Source organism: Arthrobacter sp. MYb221, assembly GCF_002979835.1.
In the GTDB taxonomy this organism is placed as follows: domain Bacteria; phylum Actinomycetota; class Actinomycetes; order Actinomycetales; family Micrococcaceae; genus Glutamicibacter.
Genome location: NZ_PCPW01000006.1, coordinates 12,019 through 34,311, shown reverse-complemented (window position 1 = coordinate 34,311; position 22,293 = coordinate 12,019). Strand labels below are relative to the sequence as shown.

The window sequence follows — 22,293 nt, the reverse complement described above, 5'->3', positions numbered from 1 at the left end:
TACAAAATTTCGGTGGCTAACGCGGCCAGCAGTCCAAAGCGTCCAGGAATGGTCGGATGACGCGGACCACCTCATCTGGGTTGTCGAATGCGACTAGGTGCCCGCCTTGGGCGATAACGAGTTCGGCGCCAGAAATCTGCGCGGCGAGTGCCTCGATCACTGGGCGGGCGGTGCTTCGATCGTCGGCGCCGGCCACCACCAGCGTGGGTGGGGGAGTCTCCAGCTGGAACTCACCGACCTGTGTCATGGCTTCGAAGTAGTCGGCAATGGTGTCGCCACCAGCTTGCAGCCATTGCTCGCGGGCCTGGCTCACCAGAGGTGACCGCGTATTGGCGGATTCATCGCCAAACCAGCGGTGCATGGTTGCCTCAAGAGCCTGAGCCAGTCCCTGCGGCGCACGCACCTCGGCTGCGCGGGCGCGGGTACCCTGGGCGGCGGTTTCGTCGAAGGCCCCGCGGGTCGCCATCAGGATTTGGGCGTCCACCATTTGAGGGAAACTGCCCGATACCGCTTGGGCGACCATCCCGCCGAGGGAGATGCCCAGGACGACGCTATGTTCTACCCCTTCGGCCTCCCACATGGCCGCGACGTCCTTGGCTACCAAGGCCAAGGTCACCGGCGAATGACCCTGAGTGCTTTGCCCGTGGCCCCGAAAATCAGGGGCAAGGATGCTGTACTGTGCTCCGAGGGACGCGGCCAGCGGCTCGTACCAGGAGCCGTTCAAGGCAAGGGAATGCAAGGCGGTGAGCACTCTTTCGCCGGTGCCATATCGACGATATGCGACGGTCGAGCCATCGGACCCGCGCAGTTTGTTCAGTGTCTTAGGAAGCATTTTTACTCTCTTCGCGAAGGCGCTGCTCGGCCATCTCAACCTCGTCGCGTAGACGGTCCGACATCTCGTGGAAGTATTCCTTAAACAAAGGAGACTCTCGGCGCATCTCCTGGTTGCGTGGGCGTTCAAGTTCAATCTTCATGTCCGCCACAATACGGCCCGGTCGGCTGGCCATGAGCACCACGCGGTCGCTCATCAGGATAGCTTCCTCCAGATCGTGGGTCACAAAGATGACCGTCGGACGTTCGGCCTCCCAAAGCTTAGTGAACTCTTCTTGCTGAATGGCGCGTGTCTGCGCATCCAACGCGGCGAAAGGCTCATCCATCAGCAATACCTTGGGGTTCTGCACCAATGTGCGCGCAATGGCTACGCGCTGTCGCATGCCTTGGGAAAGGTGCAACACGTCGGACTCGGCGAATTCGTGCAGGCGAACCTTGTGCAGCCACTCTTCGGCGCGTTCGCGGCGTTGCTGTGGCGGTACCCCGCGGACCTCCATGCCGAGCTCGACATTGGAACGGACCCGGCGCCAAGGGAGCAAAGCATCTCGGGCGAAGAGGAAGGCCGCCTCGTTGCTACCAGGGCTAACCGGGGAACCGTCGATCAACACCTGTCCAGCGCGCGGTGAGACCAGGTTGCCGAGCATTCCCAGCGCGGTGGTTTTACCGCACCCGGAGGGTCCGACAAGACTGACGAATTCCGAAGGTTGAATGTCTAGGTTGAAGTCGTTCAGTACCCGTACCGGGCGGTCTCCATGCAGGAAGCTGTGGTTTACGCCTTGGAACTGCACCGAAACACCTCGGCCTCCCTGGGGCTTGGTCGGCTTAGCGAGTGAACCGGTCATTGGCGACTCACTGTCGCGCACCGAGCTGACTGGTGGATTAAGCATGTTCGCTCCAATCGAAGATTTCGGGCTAGGACCCCTGGATGCTGCCCAAGGGTGCTGGATCGGCACACCATTTGAACCGGTTGCCGGCGCTAGTGAGTGCTGGAAGGTCATGGATGCGCAGGGTGAATCATGTGCCGTGCGTCACCGCGTGGTTAATGAATCGTCTTTCACTTCAGGGGTTGAGGTCAAGGAAAAGAGGGCCATTGCGCGGCTATCGCCACGATAGGCACTGGAATCTTGCAACGTGGCCTGAGTCACAGCAAGCTTTTCCAGAAGCAATGTATTAGGTTTTCTGCCGTTCCGACACCGGGCGCTGTGCCCACGATCGGCGTGCACCATTCAGGAGGACACTCAATGTCGAACACCCCAACTACCGCCGCAAGCAAAAAGGCCGGAACCGTCGCTTACGACTTCACCGACCAAGTTGTCATCGTCACCGGAGCATCGGGTGGCATCGGTGGGGCGCTTGCTCTGAAGTATGCACAGGCCGGCGCCGATGTGGTCATTCACGGCCGAAAAGCCGAATCTTTGCAAGTGCGGGCCGAGGCCATTGAAGCCACCGGGCGCAAGGCGGTCATTGTCACCGGAAACATCAAGGAGCCCGAAACTGCCCAGCGGATTGTGCAGGCGGCGCTGGAGAAGTTTGGCCGGATTGACGTGCTGATCAACAACGCCGGCGGCAACTTCGCCAGCCGCCTCGAAGATCTCTCGGCGAACGCCTGGAATGCGACCATTGGAACCAATCTGAACGGGCCGTTCCACATGGCCTGCGCGGTGCTTCCGGTATTCGAAGCCCAGGGTGGCGGGGTAATCGTCAACGTCGGTTCTGGGTCGGCGAACTATGCCCACCCGATGCGTGGAGCCTACGCCGCAGCCAAGGCAGCCTTGGCCTCGTTGACCAAGACCATGTCATGGGAATGGGCAGATCGTGGAATCCGGGTGAATTGCGTTGAACCAGGGGCGACCTTGACCCCGTCCTCACGATTCGCGCAGGCGGACACCGAGAAGAAGTTCGGAGAGTTCCTGGCCTTGGGACGGGTAGGTCTCCCCGAAGAAGTCGCAGATGCCTGCATTTATCTATCCTCTGACGCGGCAAGTTTCATTACCGGCACCGTGCTTCAGGTGACCGGCGGACCGCACACTTCTTCGCCACTGGATGGCAAGCTCGTCCGGCAAACCAGCAACGCTTAAACGACTCGGCAGAATTAACCGGTAGGAACGGATTCACCATGGAACCCAAGGCACAATCGAGTGGCATGACCGCGACAATTCAAAAACCGCCGGCCTATGACGACAGCACTATTCTCGTCGAAAGGCGCCGGACCAAGCAGAAGAACAACTCACTCGTTTGGGGGCTGCGTGTAGGAGTTCTGGGAATTTTTGTTGCAGTGTGGCATGTGGTCACCTCCACGGGACTTATGGACTCCACCTTGGTCTCCACCCCCTTGGATGTTGCTACCGCGTTCATTGTCCAGCTGACCGACAGTACTTTCTGGGTCGATGTGATCGCAACCTTCTCGGGGGCACTGGTCGGTCTGGTCGCCGGCGCAATACTCGGAATTCTCTCGGGCGTGCTCTTTGCCCACGTACCGGTTTTGCACACTGCGGCGCAACCGCTGCTGACCCTCATCAACAGCCTCCCGCGTCCGGCATTGGCCCCGATCTTTATTTTGTGGTTTGGACTCGGATTCGGCCCCAAGGCCTTGGTAGCTTTCAGCGTGGTCTACTTCGTGTTGTTGACTAGCACCTTGGGTGCCTTGGTTGGTATCGATCACGACATCAAGCAGTTGACCACATCATTGGGTATGAGTGCACGTCAGCGTTTCTTCAAAATCGAGTTCCCGTCGGCCCTGCCGGCAATTGTCGGCGGATTGCGCCTGGGCGCGGTCTATTCGGTGCTCGGCGCGGTCGTCTCCGAAATGGTCGGCTCCTATACCGGCCTTGGTCAACGGCTCGTCGTGGTCACCAATAATTTCCATGTTGACCAGACCTTCGCGATCCTGCTGGCCATGGGCTTGTTGTCCATGCTCATGGATCTGTCGATCTCGCTGATGGAAAAGAACGTGTCCAAGCGCAGTCGCTAAACACCATTCCCGATGTATGGCCTGCAGCCCGGCAAGCGATTCAGCTTTCCGGGCTGCGGCGTTGAATAAAGGGAAGCACCTGGCAATCTTCTCACCCGCAGTATCCTGTTCCGGCTGGAGAAATCGAGCCTCTGGGGCTCTGCCGGCCCGATGATGGGGAAATCCTGGTGGTGGGTGCGGCGCGGAAGCCAAAGCGACCACTCGCTGTGCTGGCTCCCCTGGTTGCGCAAGGGTTCGCAGCCCACGTTTGCAGCGGGAGCAACGTGGGATTCGGATCAACGCGGTCGCCTCGGGAATATTCCTCACTGCGTGGGTGCCTCCCGCCGGCTCTGCGCAGTAAACTTTCCGGTGCGGACCGGTGATGCCTCGTGAAGCCATGTGACAATTGAACTAAACGAATGTGATCGCGGTAACGTCATCTGGCGGCCGGGTTAGATCGCGCTCAACGAGGAGACGCATTCTTGAGATTTGCACAATTACGATATCTGGAAGCAGCGTTGCGGACAGGCTCGTTCCGCCAAGCGGCCAAGGAGCTGGATATCTCCCAACCGACGATCACCAACCAGGTCCAGCGGCTCGAAGAGGACTTGGGTGTCATTCTCGTAACCCGCGGGGCCAAGGGCGTTCGTCCGACGTATGCGGCTGAAAGAATTCTGCCTCATGTGGAAGCCGCAGTGCTGGCCGAGCGGATGTTGCGCGAGGAAGCCAGTGCTATCGGCGGACTTAAATTAGGTACCGTCCGGCTGGGCACGGTGCCCTCGGGTTCCCAAACGATCCTGCCGCGCACCGTCAAACGCCTGCTGACAGAATTTCCCAACGTGCGTTTCGACGTAGACGAGGGACCTTCGAAATTAGTGGTTCAAGGAGTGCTGGCAGGCAATCTTGATGTGGGGCTCGTGACCCGGCTTCCCGGAATTGAACTGACCGCCGGGGAAGGCGCACTACTGCATCACATGGATCTGCTGACCGGCAGGTTGGTGCTGGCGGTGCACGAAGATCATCCGTTGGCACTCAAAGACGATTTTAATCCTCAGGATCTGGAAGGCCAGGCATTGATCTTCCCGGCCGAATCAAGCATCCTCCGTGTGGCTTTTGAGAGCTTGCTTGAGGGCGTCGAAGCCAAGATCGTTTACACAACACCTAATGCCGAGGCAACGCGGGCCATGACACGCGCCGGGGTGGGCGTCTCGATTGCCAATACCTTGCTCGACTCCACACAAAGCGGTGGTGGGATCTCTTTGATACCGCTGCCTTACCCTTGGGCTTCGGCGAAGCTGTCCGTCGTGGTTCGCAAGGATGAGTCCCGTTCCTCGGCGGTGCAGGCGTTCTTACGCTTGCTGCGCGAGACGGCAAAATCAGCAGCTTTCTAACTCTTCTGGCGGCGCCCATGACGCGTTGCCAGTTGGCATCTGCGGACAGTCCGGTACCTGCTCGGCGCAGGTACCGGGCTGTCCTTGTCTTGGGTCGGGTACCGCCGCGGGCTGCCCGCCACCCGACGAGTCCCCCTGAGGGAAACGACTAAAGATTACTTGACTTGTAAGTCTATGATTTGCAGCGGTGGCGATAAGGGTGTCGATAGCGCAGTCATATCACCGTGCCAGCGTATTTCGGCTTCACACGCTAGCGAACCCCAGAGAGACTTGGAACACACTTAGCGCATGAATCGGCGCTCAGCTCCAATGTCCAGTGAGGTAGTTAGTTGTCAGTCGAAACAGCAAAGACGAGTAACGCACGCAGCGTCGAGGAGTTCATCGCCCAGGCGAAGACCCGGGAATCCGCGATGTTCACCGAAGCCGAGGGCAAGTCTGTGCTCGACGCCTTCGGAATTGACACCCCGCGGGGCATAGAAATTTCACTCGGTCAGCAAGCACCGGCGAACCTGCGTGAACCGTTGGTGGTGAAGGCGATCTGCCCGACCCTGGTGCACAAGTCCGACGCCGGCGGCGTCCGCGTGGGAGTAGTGCACAGTGAAATCGATGCGGTCGGCGCCGCCATGAGCCAGTCGCTCGCGGCTCACGGCCACGAGCTTGCCGGGCTGCTCGTCGAAGAGATGATTCCCGCCGGCCACGAAATAATCGTCGGCGCGGTTCGTGTTCCAGGTTTGGGCTGGAGCGTGATGGTCGGCTTGGGCGGCGTGATGGTTGAGGTCTTCGAAGATGTCGCCTTTGGCCTGGCCCCGCTGAGCGAATCCCAAATCCACGGCATGCTCAGTGAACTGCGCGGGATGAAAATCCTCAACGGCGCCCGTGGTGGCGTCAAGGCAGATGTCAACGCCTTGGTTGAACTTATTTCGCGGTTGTCCGGGCCCACCGGGTTGCTGGCCACGCTGCCCGCCGAGGTACGCGAGATCGACCTGAACCCGGTCATCGTCTCGGAGAACCGAGCGGTTGCCGTCGACGCCAGGTTTGTGGTGGGGGAGGCCGAGCAGGCCCCGGCGTTCTCCGGCACGGTGCAGGCCGGGGCCGCCACCGATTTTTCCGCGCTGTTCGCCCCCCGGCGCGTCGCCGTCGTCGGGGCCAGCGGCAAGCGCCCCAATATGGCAAACCGGTTCATCCGCAATATGACGGCCAACGGGTTCACTGGCACCATCATCCCGGTCAACCCCGGCGCGGACACCATCGAGGGGCTGCCCGCAATCGCCTCCTTGGCCGAGCTCGCCGAACCGGTCGACTATGCCTACGTGGCGATGCCCGGAACACGGGTTGCCCAGGCCTTGGCCGCCGGGGCAGGCAAGGTGCGTTTCGCCCAGGTAATCTCTTCAGGTTTTGGCGAGGTCGACGAGGGCAAGGTGTTGGAAGCCGAGCTGGTGGACACCGTGCGCGCGGCGGGAATCCGCCTGATCGGACCGAATTGCCTGGGCACCCACGCTTCCGCCGGTCGTCTCTCATTTCTTCCCGAGGCGCCGCTCACCCCCGGGAGCACCGCGGTGGTCTCCCAGTCGGGTGGGTTGAGCGTTGACATCTTGCGGGTCGGGGCGATGCGCGGCATCGATTTCCATTCGGTGGTCAGCATCGGCAACAGCGCCGACGTCAACGCCGCAGAACTAGTCGCCTCCCACCTTGAGAATGATCAGGTTCAGGTGATCGGCCTCTACCTCGAATCGATTGCAGTGGCCCGCGAGGTGATGGAGGTGCTCAACGCCGCCACGCACCGCAAGCCGGTGGTACTGCTGGCCGGCGGACGCACCGCCGAAGGTTCGCGGGCCGCCACCAGCCACACCGGTGCGCTCTCGGGCAACCACCGGCTCTGGCCGGCTATCGCCCGCCAGGGGGGAATCACCCTGGTGGATTCGCTCACCGATTTCTCCACCGCCTTGCATGCGCTATCCACCTTGGACATGTCGGTCAAGCTCACCGGTTCCGAGGCCGTGCTGTTCGGTAACGGCGGCGGGGCCTCGGTGCTGGGAGCAGACGCACTGGACCGCCAAGGGGTGCGCACCTCCGCGCTTCCAGAAGAAGTCATTGACCAGCTTGAATCCATGGATTTGCCGCCGGGCAATGGCTTCCACAACCCGATCGACGTGCCGGCCGGAACACTGGCAGTCAAAAATGGCCGGGTCGCCGCCGGCATCCTCGGTGCGGTCCTGGCCGGGAGCAATCCGTCGCTACTGATAACCCACCTGAACGTGGGAATTATCCAACGCAACCTCGGGGCCACCCATGGGGACGTGAGCGGAAACATCATCGAGTCCATGGCCACCGCCCGCGATGCAGCGAAGGGGCAAACCCACCAGCTGCTGGTGCTCAAAAGCGACGGCAGCGCGCAAACCGAAGAGCTCATCGACGGCTATGCGCACCGTGCCCGCACCGCCGGCATCCCGGTTTTCCCCACCTTTGAAGACGCAGCCCTTGCTGCGCGAGCAGTACTTGAACAAAGCCGATAGAAGCCTTCGGCCCCGCGAAGCACCACGAAGGATCAAAAACATGACACAGCAAGCAACCAAGCCCGAGGATGAAAATCTCACTCGCGAGCAGGAGCATGAAAACCGCCGGCTGGCCGCCTTGGCCATGGGCGGAAGCAGGAAGCTCGAAGCCCGGCGGGCCAAGGGCGAACTCAACGCCCGCGAACGCATCGCCTTGCTCCTGGACCCGGGCACCTTCCGTGAATCGGGGTTGTTTGTCGCCTCCTCGGTCCCCGGTGACCGGGACAAGACGCCCGCCGATGGAAAGATCACCGGCAGCGGACAGATCGATAACCGCCGCGCCAGCGTCATAGCCTATGACTTCACCGTCAAGGGGTCATCATCGTCGCCCACCAGCAACAAGAAGATGTCCCATTTTAAGGAATTGGTAGTCAAAACCGGTCAGCCGTTGATTTACCTGTCCGAATCCACCGGGGTGCGCATGCCTGATGCGATGGGCGGCTCCGGCATGGGCAGTGCCAACGGGAAGACCCGTTTCCTGCGCCAGCGTGAAAGCCCGTGGGTATCGGCCGCCTTCGGCTACTGCTTTGGTTCGGCCGCCTGGCACACCATGGCCTCGGACTTCGCGGTCTTCCGCAAGGGGGCGGTGCTCGCGGTCTCCAGCCCCAACCTGGTTGCGCGCGCTACCGGGCAAGAGGTTGACCCGCAAGAGCTCGGTGGCTGGAAAATGCACTCGGAAGTCACCGGATTTGCCGACGCGGTGGCCTCCAGCGATGAAGAAGCCGTCGAGCTGATCCGCCGCTTCCTGTCCTACCTGCCCTCGCATAATGGGGAAACCGCACCGTTGGCGCCGGTCCCCTCCGGTTCGGGGGACCGCGCAGATGAGATCCGCGGCATCGTCCCCGAAGAACGCACCAAAACCTATGATGTGCGCAAGGTCATCGAACTGGTCGTTGATACCGGCTCGATGTTCCCGATCAAGGCCCGCTACGGCAAATCCCTGGTGACCACCTTGGCCCGCATCGGCGGGCAATCGGTGGGCATCATCGCGAACAACCCGCAGTTCAAGGGCGGCGCGCTGGACGGGGCGGCCTGCGACAAGGCCACGAGCTTTTTGGTGATGTGCGATTCGTACAACATCCCGATCATCCATCTGGTGGATCAGCCAGGGTTCCTCATCGGTTTGGAAGCCGAACGCAGCAAGGTCGCGGGCAAGATCATTAATTGGATGAATGCCCTGTCACTGGTGACAGTTCCGAAGATCGCGGTGACCATGCGCAAGAATTACGGCCAGGCGCTGATCAACATGGGTGGCGGCGGCACCGCAGATTCCACCGCAGGCTGGTGGTCTTCGGAGGTCAGCTTCATGGATCCGACCTCCGCCGTTTCGGTGGTTCACGGCATCGACAAGGAAAGCGATCCCGAACTCTACGAGCTGCGCCTGACGGAAATGAACAAGGGCACCACTGCCTATGATACCGCCCAGGTCTTCGGATTCGAGCAGGTCATCGATCCTGCCGAGACCCGCGACTACATCCTCGGCGCGCTGAACGACCATTACCGCGCCCGGAGCAACGGTGTTGGAGAGCACCTGTTGCGCACCTGGCCAACGAGTTTCTAAGGAGCAGAACCATGAGTGCTTTTCCCGAAAGTTTGCTGATTGCCAATCGCGGCGAAATCGCCCGGCGCATCATCCGCACCGCCAACCAGCTTGGCGTCCGCACCATCGCCGTTTACCACAAGGTTGACGCATTCCTTCCCTACGTGGCCGAAGCCAGCGAAGCGGTCGAGCTGACCGGTGAGATTCCGGTACAGGCGTACCTGGATGCTGAGCAGATCGTGAAGATCGCCCAGGCAACGGGCGCGGCCTCGGTGCACCCGGGTTACGGGTTCTTAGCCGAAAACGCAGGATTCGCCCGGGCCGTGGCCGAAGCCGGCCTGACCTGGGTCGGGCCCTCAGCCGAAATCATCGAGGTGATGGGTGACAAGGTTGAATCCCGCCGTGCGGTGGACAAGGCCGGAGTGCCGATCAGCGGGGATGCCGGGGCAGCCTTGGAAACCGGTGACGAGGCAGTGGCTGAAGCCGAACGTGTCGGCTACCCGGTCATGGTCAAGGCCTCCGCCGGGGGTGGCGGAATCGGCATGGCCGTAGCCCACACCTCGGAGGAGCTGCGGGCGGCCTTCGAAAACACGAAATCGATGGCCGGCCGCAGCTTCGGCTCGGACCGTGTTTTTGTTGAACGCTTTGTCGCCTCGGCCCGCCACGTGGAAATTCAGGTCCTCGGCCTGGACGACGGCACCATCATCGCTTTCGGTGAACGTGACTGCTCCACGCAGCGCCGGCACCAGAAATTGATTGAGGAATCGCCGGCACCGCACCTGAACCCAGCGGTTCGCGAACAGCTGCGTGAAGCCGCGATCGCGGCGGCCGGATCGGTGGGCTACCGTAACGCGGGAACCGTGGAATTCCTGCTGGACACCGTCAGCGGTGATTTTGTGTTCCTTGAAATGAACACCCGTATTCAAGTGGAGCACCCGATCACCGAGATGACCCACGGTGTTGATCTGATCGAGCAGCAGCTGAGCATTGCCGCAACGGGCCGCACTACCAGCGGCTTTGCCCCGCAGCAGCAAGGCCACGCATTTGAATTGCGGATCTGCGCGGAAGACCCGAAAAAATTCTTCCCACGCCCCGGCCCCATCGATGGATGGAACGAGCCAACGGGTCCGGGCATCCGCGTGGATTCCGGATATCAGGCAGACACCGAGGTCACCCAGCACTTCGACTCACTGCTAGCCAAGGTCTGTGCATGGGGCGAGAACCGTGAGGAAGCCCTGGAACGTGTCCGGCAAGCCCTGGATGATTTTTCCATCCAAGGATTGGTGACTAACCAGCCCTTCCTGAAATCCATCTTGGATACCGAAGAATTCATTGCCGGGAATTACGATACCGGGCTGGTTGAAACAATCCAGCAGCGTCTCAAAGCCCAAGCAAAACTCGAAAAACTCGCACAGAGGAGCGCCTGATCATGGCAGAGACAATCAATTCAGACATGGGAGCAAACGTCTGGAAGATTTTGGTCAAAGAAGGGGAGCATGTCGAAGAGGACCAGGTGTTCTTGATCCTTGAAGCCATGAAGATGGAGATTCCGGTGATGGCAGAGGAAGCCGGTACCGTGCTGCGTGTCCATGTGGTCGAAGGTGATGTGGTGGCTAGTGGGCAACCACTGCTCGACTTCGAGGAGGAGTAAGCCATGGCTCTTCCAAGCACGCTGAAAGCCTGGTCGGTCACCGAGCTGGGCGAACCCGCATCGGTCCTTGAACTGCGTGATGTCGACGCGCCAACACCCGGTGTCGGCCAAATCGCGGTCCGTGTTCTTGCCTCGGCCGCAAATTTTCCCGACGTCCTCATGTGCCGCGGCATTTACCAGGTGAAGCCAGAGCTACCCTTTACCCCTGGGCGGGAGGTCTGTGCCGAGGTGGTGGCCATCGGCCCCGAGGTGACTCGCGCCGCGGTGGGTGATCGGGTCCTGGGCTTGACTACCTTGCCCTATGGAGGGTTTGCCCAGTATGCGCTGATGGATCAGTCCAAGGTGCATCAGGCTCCTTCCTCCTTGGACAACGCCCAAGCCTCCTGCCTCTTTATCGGCTACCAGACCGGATGGTTTGCCCTGCACCGGCTGGCACGCATCGCACCGGGAGAGACCCTGCTGGTCCATGCAGCTGCCGGCGGCGTGGGCTCCGCCGCCATCCAATTAGGCAAAGCCGCCGGTGCCAGGGTCATCGGTGTGGTCGGCGGCCAAGCCAAGGCAGAATATGCGCGAAAGCTCGGTGCCGATCTGGTGATCGACCGCCGGAGCGAAGACTTTGTGCAGATCGTGAAGGAAGCCACCGGCGGCCGCGGCGCGGACGTCATTTATGACCCGGTAGGCGGAGAAACCTATGAGCGGTCCACCAAATGCATTGCCTTCGAAGGACGGATTATCGTGGTCGGATTTGCCGGCGGCGAAATCCAGGGCGCAAAACTCAACCATGCACTGGTGAAGAATTACTCGATTATGGGGATCCACTGGGGCCTGTATAACGACCGTAAACCAGAGCTGGTGGATCAATGCCATGCCGAATTGCTCAAGTTGGCGGATGCGGGTCTGATCAGCCCATTCGTTTCTGAACGATTCACCCTGGACGGAGTTCCCCAGGCCTTGCAACGGCTGGCTGATGGACAGACAGTGGGCCGAGTAGTCATGGAGTCCGCTTAAAGCTCAATGCACGTATTCACCGCAGGCATCACATTACAGGAGTAGAAATGTTTGACTCAGGAAACCCAAGGCCCGCTGCAGGCGGGCTGCAGATGCTCAACGGCGCGGCATCTCGCCGCTCGTTATTGAAATTTGTCGGGCTTGGAGCTGCCGCTGTGGGCTCGGCGTCATTGCTGACCGCGTGCGGTGGGTCCGCAGCTGGTGACCTGACAAAGTTTGGTGTGGCAGCGTTCCCCGGTGACTCATTCTTCATCGACACGGCGAACCTGGCCAACAAGGATTATGCCAACCACGGACTTGATGTTCCAAAGCATCTGACCCCGCAAAGTGGTGTGCAGTCCTACCAGCTGCTGGTGGCAGGGGCCATTGACGGATTGGCATCCGATACCGGCCTGCTGATGGCAACGCATGCCAATAGCTCCGAAGGTAAACGACCGGTACTCATCGGTTTCCGCACCCCCGAGACCTCCTATGGAATTGTCACCGGCGAAGGATTCTCGGCTCCGCCGGCTTCGGCGAGCTTCGAGGAAAAAATGGCCTCGCTGAAAGGCAAGAAGGTCGGGGTGACGAGTGTTGGTTCCGGCAGCGACCTGCAACTGAAACTTGCGTTGGAACTAGCCGGTATGAAGTACTCGGACGTCACCGCACTGGCGGTGGGAACCACGGCAAACGCCATCCCGAATCTGAAGCAGAAGCGCGTGGACGCCTATGTGACGGTGCAGTGGACCTCCACGCGCTATGTTGCCAAGGAATCAGGAGGTTCGGTGCTGCTGGACTTCGCCGAACAAGACGTCCCAGCGAAGTTGCGTGAACAAGCCGTACTGGCGGTTGCGGTGCGCGAAGAGATGGCGCAGCAGCAGCCGGATCTGGTCAAACAGTGGCTGGAATGCCAGTGGGATGCCCATCAGTGGATCCTGAACAAACCAGATGAGGCAGCGGCACTGCTGAATAAGAGTTCGCTGGCGAACTCAGCCCCGGATATCGCCCGCGATTATATTGAGCACTACGCCCAGTCCATTGCCCCGAACCTCCAGGAGCTATTCAAGGCCAAGAAGGAGACCGTGGCCCAGATGGCGGCGGTTGCGCAGAGTTTCGGAAGCATCAAGAAGGGGCAGATCAGCTATGAGACGCTCGTTCCCGAATTTGCGAGGGCGTGAACGTGATGGGTGAAAATTCAACAACCATTCTCTCACCGACCGGACTGGATCTGGAGAAACTGCGCCGCTGGCTGGATACCGAGTGTCCGGGCTTGGTCACGGGCTCGCTCAGTGCCTCGTTGATCCAAGGCGGACGGTCAAATCTGACCTATGACCTCAGCGATGGCGTGAATAACTGGATTATCCGCCGTCCGCCGCTGGGCGAAATCATGGCTACCGCCCATGATATGCGCCGCGAATATACGATCGCGACTGCCCTGGAGTCCACGGACGTCCCGGTGGCCAGGATGATCGCCTACTGCTGTGACAAAGACGTGGTGGGTTCAGATTTCTACGTGATGGAACGCGTGGCCGGCGTGCCTTATCGCTATGCAGCAGAGGTCAGCACGCTGGGTGCTCAACGCACCGCGGATATCGGTACCGAACTGATTCGCACCTTGGCGAAGCTGCACCGTGTCGACCCTGGCGCGGTGGGACTGGAAAACTTCGGCCGGCCCGAAGGGTTCCTTTCCCGCCAGGTTAGCAGGTGGAAGAAGCAGCTGGATGCTTCCTTCACCCGGGAGCTTCCCGGAGCCGAGGAGCTGTACAGCAAACTGGTGCAGCTGGTTCCCGCCGTATCAGCAACAGGCATTGTGCATGGTGATTTCCGCCTGGACAACGTGTTGATGGGGCCCGATGATCTGCCGGCGGCGGTCATTGACTGGGAAATGGCTACCTTGGGGGACCCATTGCTGGATCTGGCCTTGATGCTCACTTACCAGCGCCGGGCACGCATCATCTCAACCTGGGATTCTGCCGATCCGGACAAAAAGGATGTCACCTTGGCCGATGGATACCCTTCGGAAGAAGAGATCATGTCCATCTACGAACGGGAGAGCGGCCGGTCACTGGACGGGTTCGGCTTCCATCTGGGGCTGGCCTGCTTCAAATTGGCAGGCATCGCCGAAGGCGTGCGCTACCGGTACCTGAATGGGCAAATGGTCGGCGAAGGATTTGAAGATAGTGGAAACACCGTGCCACTGCTACTGGAGCTTGGCCTTGAATCATTGAAGGAGTACAAGTAATGGAATTCGCACATGACCAGCGCACTGAAGCGCTGATGGTGGAGCTCACCGATTTTATGGAATCCCACGTGTACCCCGCAGAACTTGGGTACGCCGAAGAGCTAGCGGGCATGGAAAATACCCACGCGTTCACGGATTCTCCCACGATGAAGCGGCTGCAGGCCGAAGCCAGACGCCGCGGCCTGTGGAACCTCTTCCTGCCGGGAGAAGAGGGAGCAGGGCTTACTAACTTGCAGTATGCGCCATTGGCCGAAATTACAGGTCGCAGCAAGTTCTTGGCGCCTGCGGCGTTGAACTGTTCCGCTCCGGATACCGGAAATATGGAACTGCTTTCAATGTTCGGCACCGAACAGCAGAAGAATCAGTGGCTTGGACCCCTGCTGGAAGGCGAAATCCGTTCGGCTTTTGCGATGACCGAACCGGATGTGGCCTCTTCGGATGCCACGAACGTGGAGACGCGAATTGAACGCGACGGTGATGACTACGTTATCAACGGGCGCAAGTGGTTTATTTCTGGTGCGATGAACCCCAATTGCAAGTTGTTCATCGTCATGGGCAAAACCGATCCGTCCGCTCACCGCCACCGCCAGCAGAGCCAGATCCTGGTTCCGCGCGACACCCCTGGGGTGACCGTGGTGCGTGCCATGGAAGTTCTGGGCTACAGCGATAACCACTCAGGTGGGCACGCGGAGGTGCTGTTCGACAACGTCCGAGTTCCGGTGGGCAACCTCATCGGCGGCGAGGGCGAAGGGTTCGCGATCGCCCAGGCCCGTCTGGGCCCTGGCCGTATACACCACTGCATGCGGGCCATCGGCATGGCCGAACGTGCCATCGACATGATGTGCGAGCGGGCCGATGTTCGAGTCGCCTTCGGCAAGCAGCTCAGCGAACAGGGGGTGATCCGTGACTGGATTGCCGAGTCCCGGGTCCGCATTGAACAGCTGCGTCTGATGGTGCTCAAGACCGCATGGTTGATGGACACCGTGGGAAATAAGGGTGCTCATACCGAAATCCAGGCGATCAAGATCGCCACACCAGCAGCAGTGGAGTGGATCATCGATAAGGCGATCCAGGTCCATGGGGCCGGCGGGCTGTCCCAGGACTTCATCCTTGCCGAATCCGCGGCATACGTGCGTACCCTGCGCTTCGCCGACGGGCCTGATGAGGTGCACAAGAACGCCTTGGCTCGAAATGAGCTCAAGGCCCAGCGGGCACGTCGCGAAGCTTTGACGCAACGCAGTGTGCAGCCGGTGAGCTAAGCTCTTTTCGGCTGAAAGATCCTCCGCCAGCAAGCTGGCGGAGGATCTTTCGCACGCCCCGCACTTTCAGGACTCCGTGCATGACCTCAAATGAGCGGCGCGATACCTGGTTCCCGAAGGGGTGCAAGAGTGATCTATCGCGACGATAGGTCGTGTGATGTTGCTTACAGCTATTCAAAAGGAGCAAGCTCTACTCATGCCTACTAATGTTGCCTCGAACCAGACCGATGAATCTGCGGCCGCCCAGCCCAATCGAAGCCGCCCTGGCGTTCGGTCGCTACGCGTGGCCCGCAAGGAATTGCTCGCCGAGGGCGTGGTTCGCTTGCGTCTCGAAGATCCTCACGGGGCGCGTGTTCCGGACTGGGGCCCTGGCGCCCACATTGAGTTGGTGCTGCCGGTATCCGAGGGGGAATCGCTCTCCCGGCACTACTCGCTGTGCGGGGATCGCTGGGAGCCGAATGCCTACGAAGTGGCGGTGCTCAATGAGCCGAATTCCCGTGGAGGTTCACGCTACATCCATGAGGTGCTCGCCGAAGGGGATCTGATCACCGTTGGCACCCCACGTAACAATTTTCTTCTTTCCCAAGCCGAACGGTTCGAGTTCATTGCCGGAGGAATTGGGATCACGCCAATCATGGCAATGATTGCCGCAGCCGAAAAATTGGGGATCGACTGGTATTTGCATTACGGCGGACGTAACCGAGATTCCATGGCCTTCCTTGAAGAGCTTGAAGCCTATGCAGACAAAGTCACCATTTGGCCGCAGGATGAAATGGGCCATCTGAACTTGAGCTTCTTGGAAACCATGCCGCAAGGCGGGCGGGTGTACTGCTGCGGACCGGAGCCGCTGCTCAACGCGGTCAAGGGCGCCGCTGCGAACTGGCCGGACTGGGCGGTACGGTTTGAACGTTTCGTGGCCGCAACATTGGAAGCCCCGGTGCGCACCGAGCCATTTGAACTTGAGCTTGAGGTGTCCAAGAAAACGGTCACCGTGAAGCCAGATGAGACGGTGCTCTCCGCCCTTTCGGATGCTGGCATTCCGGTGCTTGCCTCGTGCATGGAAGGGGTCTGTGGAACCTGTGAGGTAGGCGTGCTGCGCGGCACTCCGGAACACCGGGACTCGTTGCTCAACGACGGCGAACGGGCGAAAAACGACCGAATGTTTGTCTGCGTTTCGCGTGCGGTCTCCGACCGTCTCGTATTGGATCTTTAAGGTAAGGGAAAACCATGTCGACTATTTCAAATTGCCCTGCGCACCACACCAGCGCTCCGAAACTTGAGGACGATCCGTTCTCCTTTGAGAACCTTGAAGATCCGTTGCCTTTCCAGGAACGGCTGCGTGAAGCCGGGCCCGTCGCCTACCTGCCGCAATACGGGGTGTACGCCATTGGACGCTTTGCGGAACTCACGAGCACGCTGGAGAACTGGCAGGAAATGATTTCCGGCTCCGGTGTAGGCATGCACGAACCATGGCGCGCTCGCGGTCTGCTGCAGATGGATCCGCCAGAACATGATGCCCCGCGCGAGGTGCTGCAAGAGATCCTCTCCTCGAGAGCCTTGCGGGCGCTGCGGGAATCCTGCCTGGAGCGTGCGGACTCGGTGATTTCTCCGCTGCTCGAAGGCGCAGCCGGCGGGGACCAGGTGGAACTTGACGCTTACCATGATATTGCCTCGGTGATGCCGGTGAACTTCTTCCCTGATGCCTCGGGCATTTCCGAAGAAGGGCGCGAAAACCTGGTTCCCTATGCGGACCATATCTTCAACGCGGGAGGACCGCGCAACGAGTTGTATAAAAAAGGCGAGTGCCGGGCCGAAGAACTAGGCCAGTGGGCTAACGATAAATGCCAGCGTGATGCGTTGAAGCCCGAGGGGTTCGGGGCAGATATCTGGGCCGCCGCCGACCGCGGGGATATCACCCACGAATTCGCTCCATTGCTGACCCGTTCCCTGCTGAGTGCGGGAGTGGACACTACGGTGTATGGAATTACCGGATTGCTCTATGCACTAGCTACCTACCCCGACCAGTGGGCTGCCTTGAAGGAGAATCCGGGTTTGGCCCGCGTTGCCTTTGATGAGTCGCTGCGTTGGATTGCCCCGGTGCAGTACCTGTTCCGCAAGGCGGGGACCGATGTGCGCATCGGCTCCCATGTGATTCCCGAGGGAACCCGCGTGCTGCTCAGCTACGGGGCAGCGAACCGGGATCCGCGCCGCTGGGAGAACCCGGACAAATTTGATCTCAGCCGTGATCCGTCAGGGCACCTGGCCTTCGGCATGGGAATCCACCAATGCGTGGGCCAGCACGCAGCGCGCCTCCAGGCAGCCTGCCTGCTGGAGAAGCTGATAGAACGCGTGGAACGCATTGAGCTGTCCGGAGAAGTTGAGTACAACCACAACAACGCCTTGCGCGGGTGGGGCGCGGTGCCGCTGCGTTTGACCCTTAGCTAAAGATTTCTGCCACCGAAGCGTTCCTCACCGGAAAATCCAGTGAGGAACGCTTCGGTGCTGCGCGGGGCCGATAACCAACTGGCAAACGGCCAAGCCGGTCGGTTCATCTCCACACGGGAATGAGCCGACCGGCCAGGTTTAGTGAAAGTACTTTCGCGGTCCGTTAGCGCGCGACCTCGAAGAGGCCTGCAGCGCCCATTCCGCCACCGACACACATTGAAATTACCACGAACTGCTCATCACGTCGTTGGCCTTCCAAAAGGGCACTGCCCAACGCGCGCGAACCGGTCATTCCGTAGGGGTGGCCCAGGGCAATGGCTCCGCCATTCACATTCATTTTCTCCGGATCGATGCCAAGGAAGTCCCTGCAATAGACCGCCTGCGCGCCGAATGCCTCATTGAGTTCCCAAATTCCGATATCTTCGATTCTCAGGCCGTGCAGGCGCAGCAATTTGGGGATTGCGGCGACCGGACCGATACCCATTTCATCCGGTTCGCAGCCGGTCACCGTCATGCCCTTGTAAAAACCCAGCGGGGTTAAACCTAATGACGCGGCATATCCGCTGTCCATCAGAACCTGAGCCGAAGCGCCGTCGGAGAGTTGCGAGGCATTGCCCGCGGTCACCGTGGGCTGCGCGGTGAACTCGCCGGGTTTTAGCACCGTGCGAAGTCCGGCTAATGATTCTTCAGTCGTTCCCGGACGTATTCCCTCATCATGGCTCAGCAGCTGCACAAACTCGCTGACTTCACCGGTCTCCTTGTCGGTCTTCAGCGTGGTGACCTGGATCGGAGCGATCTCTTGAGCGAATATTCCGTGCTGTTGCGCATGGAGCGCACGCTGCTGGGAGGCCGCCCCCATCTGGTCTTGGCGTTCGCGGCTGACCCCGTAGCGTTCAGCGACGAGTTCCGCAGTGCGGAGCATCGGCAGGTAGGTCCCCGGACGGTGCTCTTCAATCCACGGATCCTGGCGCCGGTAATTGTTCAGATGTTCGTTCTGAACCAGTGAAATGGACTCCACCCCGCCGCCGATGACTACTTGCATGCCATCAACGAGGATTTGCTTAGCCGCGGTGGCCACTGCCATAAGTCCAGAGGAGCACTGACGGTCCATGCTCTGCCCCGGTACGCTGGTAGGCAGCCCGGCGCGCAACGCGCCCTGCCGGCCAATATTTGATCCGGTGGTGCCTTGCTGCACGGCGCACCCGAGGATTACGTCTTCCACCGTCTCCGGGGCTATGCCAGCTCGCTCAATTGCCGCAGAAATGGCGTGGCCAGCCAGCTCTTGTGCAGAGGTGTTGTTGAAGGCACCGCGATAGGCCTTTCCTATCGGGGTGCGAGCTGTCGAAACAATCGCTGCTTGACGCATACTGATTCCTTTGGCTGGGGAAAGAAGTGAAAATGTTGAGTTTGCTCGTCTTGCAATCTTCCGCGAGCACTTGTGTATCAGCTTGTCAGAGCGCAGTACCGCGCCGCTATGGGGATCTTCCTAGACTTTTGAGCATACGGCTCTAGGGGTGTGTGCAGTGCTGACCGCGGGCCCTGTCTCCTTTGCCGGGACTGCCAGCTATGTGACCTGCAGCGCACGCCGGTCCGGGTTGGAAGATAGACTGCTGGCATGGATATTCATGGTGAAATACGGGCATGCCTGGATGCCGCCATGGATCATGTCGGGACCGGCACGGGAACAACATTTCTCATTCACGGCGAAGGCGGCATCGGCAAAACGCGGTTGCTGCGCTCACTGATTGCGCGCGCAGACCACGCCGGATGGCGAACCATGTACGCAGCTGCTCACGATTACGACCAGGACATCGCCTATGCGACCTTGCGCAATGTCGCTGCGACAGTTGAAAACTCAGAGTTACCCGCAGACGTCCGCGTGATCAGTGAACAACTGCAGCTTGCGCTGGACGACCTGGCCATGACCAGCACCGCCGAGGTGCCTTCCACGCAATTACGCAGTCCGCCCCTGACGCTTTTCACACGTTTGGTGCGTTCTTTGAGTTTTGCGGCACCGGTGCTGTTAGTCATTGACGATGCGCACCTTTCAGACGAAGACAGTCTGGTGGCTTTGACGCTGGCAGCACGGCATCTTGTGGGACGCAAGCTCATGCTGGTCTTCGCCTCCCATACCTCCCCGTGGAGTACCGGCCAGGCCTTGCACGCCACTATAGGCCATTTGGTCAGCGAGCATGAAGGCACTGTGCTGGAGCTTCACCCTGCCGCGGACGACAGCCTCGCGGCCCTGGCCGCCACGCTTCTTGGAGCCCAACCGGAAGCCCGGTTGTGCGGGTATCTTGCCGAACGCACCCGTGGCAACGCATTGCTGGTGCAGGAGACACTTCGAGCGTTACAAAGTGCCGGAGCGGTACGCATTGAGCAGTCCAAGGCGTACCTGGTCGATGACTCGCCTCCCATGTTCTCACGTCGGGAGGCGTTATTACGCAGGGTTTTTTCCAGCACCGATACCGAATTTGAGGTCGCCCGGCACATTGCTGTCTGTGGCCGCGTGGACCTGGACTACTTGCCGCTGCTGGCACAGCTCACCGGGTTTTCCTCGCGCCGGGTGGCCAGTTCCTTTGATGCGTTGGTGGGAACGGGTGCGCTCAGCGAGACCACCGGAGGATGGTACGAATTTAGCCACCCGCTCATTGGCGAACTGCTCTATGAAGGGATCGGGCCGGCGATCCGGCGCACCATCCACGCCGCCATTGCACAGCACACCTCGGTGGGCGCACCCCGGCTGCGCATGACGCAGCTGGAACGGGACCGGCATCTGGTAGAGGGCGCCGCTCGTGGCGATGCCACCGCGATCAGCACCGCTTTGCGCACCGCGGACCAGGTGCTTCGGACCTCGCCGCTGTCAGCCGCGCGTTGGTATGAGCGTTCTCTGGCGTTGACTCCCCCGGGAAGCCAGCAGATCGGTGAAGCGCTCAGCCGCCAGTCCATTGCCTACTGGAAAGGGTCTCGGCCCACCCAAGCCATCATTGCCGGGCAGCGGGCACTAGATGTCCTGCAGCCGGGGCGGAGCCTGGACCGCACGGTGGCGACCATGGTGAATTGTTTTAATTCGATGGGGCAACTGCGACAAGCCGATGATTTACTTGTCCAGCAGTTACCGCATGTGCTGAACCCGGCAGCCTATCTGGCCCAGCGGGCAGCAATGCTTGCCCGGCTCGGGGAGAATGAACAAGCCCGGTCGCTGATGGCCCAAGCGTGGGAGCAGGTTGCAAGTTGCCCGCCCGCGGATCAAGTGATCGCTTACACCTATCTGGGGCAGGCCGAATGCAGCGTTGGAACGTTTGACAAGCTTGGAACTGCGGTTAGTTCTTTGGAAGAACTGGGACACAACGATCTGGAATTACCCAGTGGGGCTAGGACCAGCGCCTTTGAATCGGCGGCCCATAACGCCGCGCTAGCATCAGACACCGCGAACAGCATCCGCTTGTTGAAGCTTTCCCAGAAGCCTTCGTTGTTGGCGGGATTCGAAGATATTGGTGGACAGGCAGGGTTGGCCCGCTGTCTCGCCCTGTTTCAGCAGGGCCAGTGGACCCAGGCAATGCACACCATTGCCCAGGAAGCGGTGCACCTGGAATTCTCTGGACTTCGCAGCAACCTGGCCCGTCTGCGGATGGTGGAAGTCCAGATCTTGCTGGGCCGAGCTGAATTTGCCCGGGCACAAGAAGTGCTGGAACGCAATAAACCTCACGTTGTGGGAACGAGCGAGTTTGCCCTCTGGCAGAGTGCGGCAGCCGGACTTGACGTGGCGATGGCACGCACGCAGCAAGCAATCCCAGTGCTGGAACAGCAGCTGGAGCATGCGCAGAAGCATGGTTGGAATGAGGTGATCTCGTTGGCCAGCGCAAGTCTGATCGAAGCCTATCTGGCCAGCTCCATGAAAGGCCAAGCCCGGAAACTAGCTGAAGAACTATCCGCACATGCACAGCACACCAAGATGCCACGAGACCGAGGCTTGGCAAGTGTGTCCGGTTCGCTATGCCGGCTGGAGCTTAATGCAGCAGAAATAATGGTGAACAGGGCCAACGCACAGGGTGATGAATTCCTGGGGGCGCAAGGGCAGTACGCGCTGGCTTTGGCAGGGCGTGAGGTGCAGGAAAACCTGAGCTCGGCGTGGAAGAAGTTCAACAACATGGAAGCGGCCTTATGGCTCAAACGCGTTGAAGCGGCCGCCCGAGATCACGGAATTCTCATAGCGCGAACCGGCAGCCGCCCCGCAGAGAGTGGGAAGCTGACCGCGGTGGAACGCCAGCTGGTCACCATGCTGGCCGAGGGGCTGAGCAATAAGCAGTTGGCGGAAATACTCAGCTACAGCAATAAAACCATTGAAGCTTATCTGACCAAGCTCTACCGCAAAAGCGGATACCCGTCGCGCGTTGAACTGATCGTGGCCTATGAGCGCGGCGATCTTCAAATGTCCTAGTCAG

Annotated in this window: 17 protein-coding genes; 14 read left to right on the top strand and 3 right to left on the bottom strand. The window is 60.2% G+C overall.

What is annotated here, in order from left to right:
* Positions 1-16: 16 nt before the first annotated feature.
* Both CQ015_RS08970 and CQ015_RS08965 read right to left on the bottom strand, forming a co-directional pair.
* Positions 17-832 carry an alpha/beta fold hydrolase gene (locus CQ015_RS08970; protein WP_105649939.1) on the bottom strand — a complete coding sequence of 272 codons (816 nt, stop codon included), beginning with the start codon at positions 830-832 and terminating at the stop codon, positions 17-19.
* Positions 822-1,718 (bottom strand): ABC transporter ATP-binding protein, encoded by an 897-nt coding sequence (locus tag CQ015_RS08965; RefSeq protein ID WP_181150385.1) that lies wholly within the window; start codon positions 1,716-1,718, stop codon positions 822-824. The genes CQ015_RS08970 and CQ015_RS08965 overlap by 11 nt, the downstream gene beginning before the upstream one ends.
* A gap of 354 nt (positions 1,719-2,072) precedes the next feature.
* Between CQ015_RS08965 and CQ015_RS08960 the strand changes: the two genes are divergently transcribed.
* The 13 genes from CQ015_RS08960 (at position 2,073) to CQ015_RS08900 (ending at position 17,848) form a co-directional block, all read left to right on the top strand.
* A complete protein-coding gene (locus tag CQ015_RS08960) occupies positions 2,073-2,909 on the top strand; it encodes an SDR family NAD(P)-dependent oxidoreductase (RefSeq protein WP_105649937.1) in 837 nt (278 codons plus the stop codon).
* A gap of 65 nt (positions 2,910-2,974) precedes the next feature.
* A complete protein-coding gene (locus tag CQ015_RS08955; RefSeq protein ID WP_181150384.1) occupies positions 2,975-3,802 on the top strand; it encodes an ABC transporter permease in 828 nt (275 codons plus the stop codon).
* 461 nt (positions 3,803-4,263) lie between these two features.
* Entirely contained in the window at positions 4,264-5,172 is a 909-nt protein-coding gene (locus CQ015_RS08950) for a LysR family transcriptional regulator (RefSeq protein ID WP_105649935.1), read from the top strand.
* Between the two features lie 329 nt (positions 5,173-5,501).
* Positions 5,502-7,685, top strand: a complete 2,184-nt coding sequence (locus tag CQ015_RS08945) for an acetate--CoA ligase family protein (protein WP_146114042.1) — start codon at positions 5,502-5,504, stop codon at positions 7,683-7,685.
* 40 nt (positions 7,686-7,725) lie between these two features.
* Positions 7,726-9,285, top strand: coding sequence for an acyl-CoA carboxylase subunit beta (locus CQ015_RS08940; RefSeq protein ID WP_105649933.1), 1,560 nt, complete (start codon positions 7,726-7,728; stop codon positions 9,283-9,285).
* Between the two features lie 11 nt (positions 9,286-9,296).
* Positions 9,297-10,691: an acetyl/propionyl/methylcrotonyl-CoA carboxylase subunit alpha gene (locus CQ015_RS08935; protein WP_105649932.1), complete on the top strand. Its 1,395-nt coding sequence runs from the start codon at positions 9,297-9,299 to the stop codon at positions 10,689-10,691.
* A gap of 2 nt (positions 10,692-10,693) precedes the next feature.
* A complete protein-coding gene (locus tag CQ015_RS08930) occupies positions 10,694-10,915 on the top strand; it encodes a biotin/lipoyl-binding carrier protein (protein ID WP_105649931.1) in 222 nt (73 codons plus the stop codon).
* 3 nt (positions 10,916-10,918) lie between these two features.
* Positions 10,919-11,923: an NADPH:quinone oxidoreductase family protein gene (locus tag CQ015_RS08925; protein WP_219844301.1), complete on the top strand. Its 1,005-nt coding sequence runs from the start codon at positions 10,919-10,921 to the stop codon at positions 11,921-11,923.
* A gap of 47 nt (positions 11,924-11,970) precedes the next feature.
* The gene (locus tag CQ015_RS08920; protein ID WP_105649930.1) at positions 11,971-13,080 is read left to right on the top strand and encodes an ABC transporter substrate-binding protein; all 1,110 of its coding nucleotides are present in this window, start codon (positions 11,971-11,973) and stop codon (positions 13,078-13,080) included.
* A 5-nt stretch (positions 13,081-13,085) separates the two neighbouring features.
* Positions 13,086-14,144: a phosphotransferase family protein gene (locus CQ015_RS08915; protein WP_105650028.1), complete on the top strand. Its 1,059-nt coding sequence runs from the start codon at positions 13,086-13,088 to the stop codon at positions 14,142-14,144.
* A complete protein-coding gene (locus CQ015_RS08910) occupies positions 14,144-15,403 on the top strand; it encodes an acyl-CoA dehydrogenase family protein (RefSeq protein ID WP_105649929.1) in 1,260 nt (419 codons plus the stop codon). Before CQ015_RS08915 ends, CQ015_RS08910 begins: the two co-directional genes overlap by 1 nt.
* Before the next feature lie 196 nt (positions 15,404-15,599).
* Positions 15,600-16,616, top strand: a complete 1,017-nt coding sequence (locus CQ015_RS08905) for a PDR/VanB family oxidoreductase (protein WP_105649928.1) — start codon at positions 15,600-15,602, stop codon at positions 16,614-16,616.
* 14 nt (positions 16,617-16,630) lie between these two features.
* Positions 16,631-17,848: a cytochrome P450 gene (locus tag CQ015_RS08900; protein ID WP_105649927.1), complete on the top strand. Its 1,218-nt coding sequence runs from the start codon at positions 16,631-16,633 to the stop codon at positions 17,846-17,848.
* A 163-nt stretch (positions 17,849-18,011) separates the two neighbouring features.
* Here CQ015_RS08900 and CQ015_RS08895 read toward each other — a convergent pair whose 3' ends face one another.
* Positions 18,012-19,214: an acetyl-CoA C-acyltransferase gene (locus tag CQ015_RS08895; RefSeq protein WP_105649926.1), complete on the bottom strand. Its 1,203-nt coding sequence runs from the start codon at positions 19,212-19,214 to the stop codon at positions 18,012-18,014.
* A 249-nt stretch (positions 19,215-19,463) separates the two neighbouring features.
* On the opposite strand from CQ015_RS08895, the gene CQ015_RS08890 reads away from it, so the two are divergent.
* The gene (locus CQ015_RS08890; RefSeq protein WP_105649925.1) at positions 19,464-22,289 is read left to right on the top strand and encodes an AAA family ATPase; all 2,826 of its coding nucleotides are present in this window, start codon (positions 19,464-19,466) and stop codon (positions 22,287-22,289) included.
* Positions 22,290-22,293: the final 4 nt, after the last annotated feature.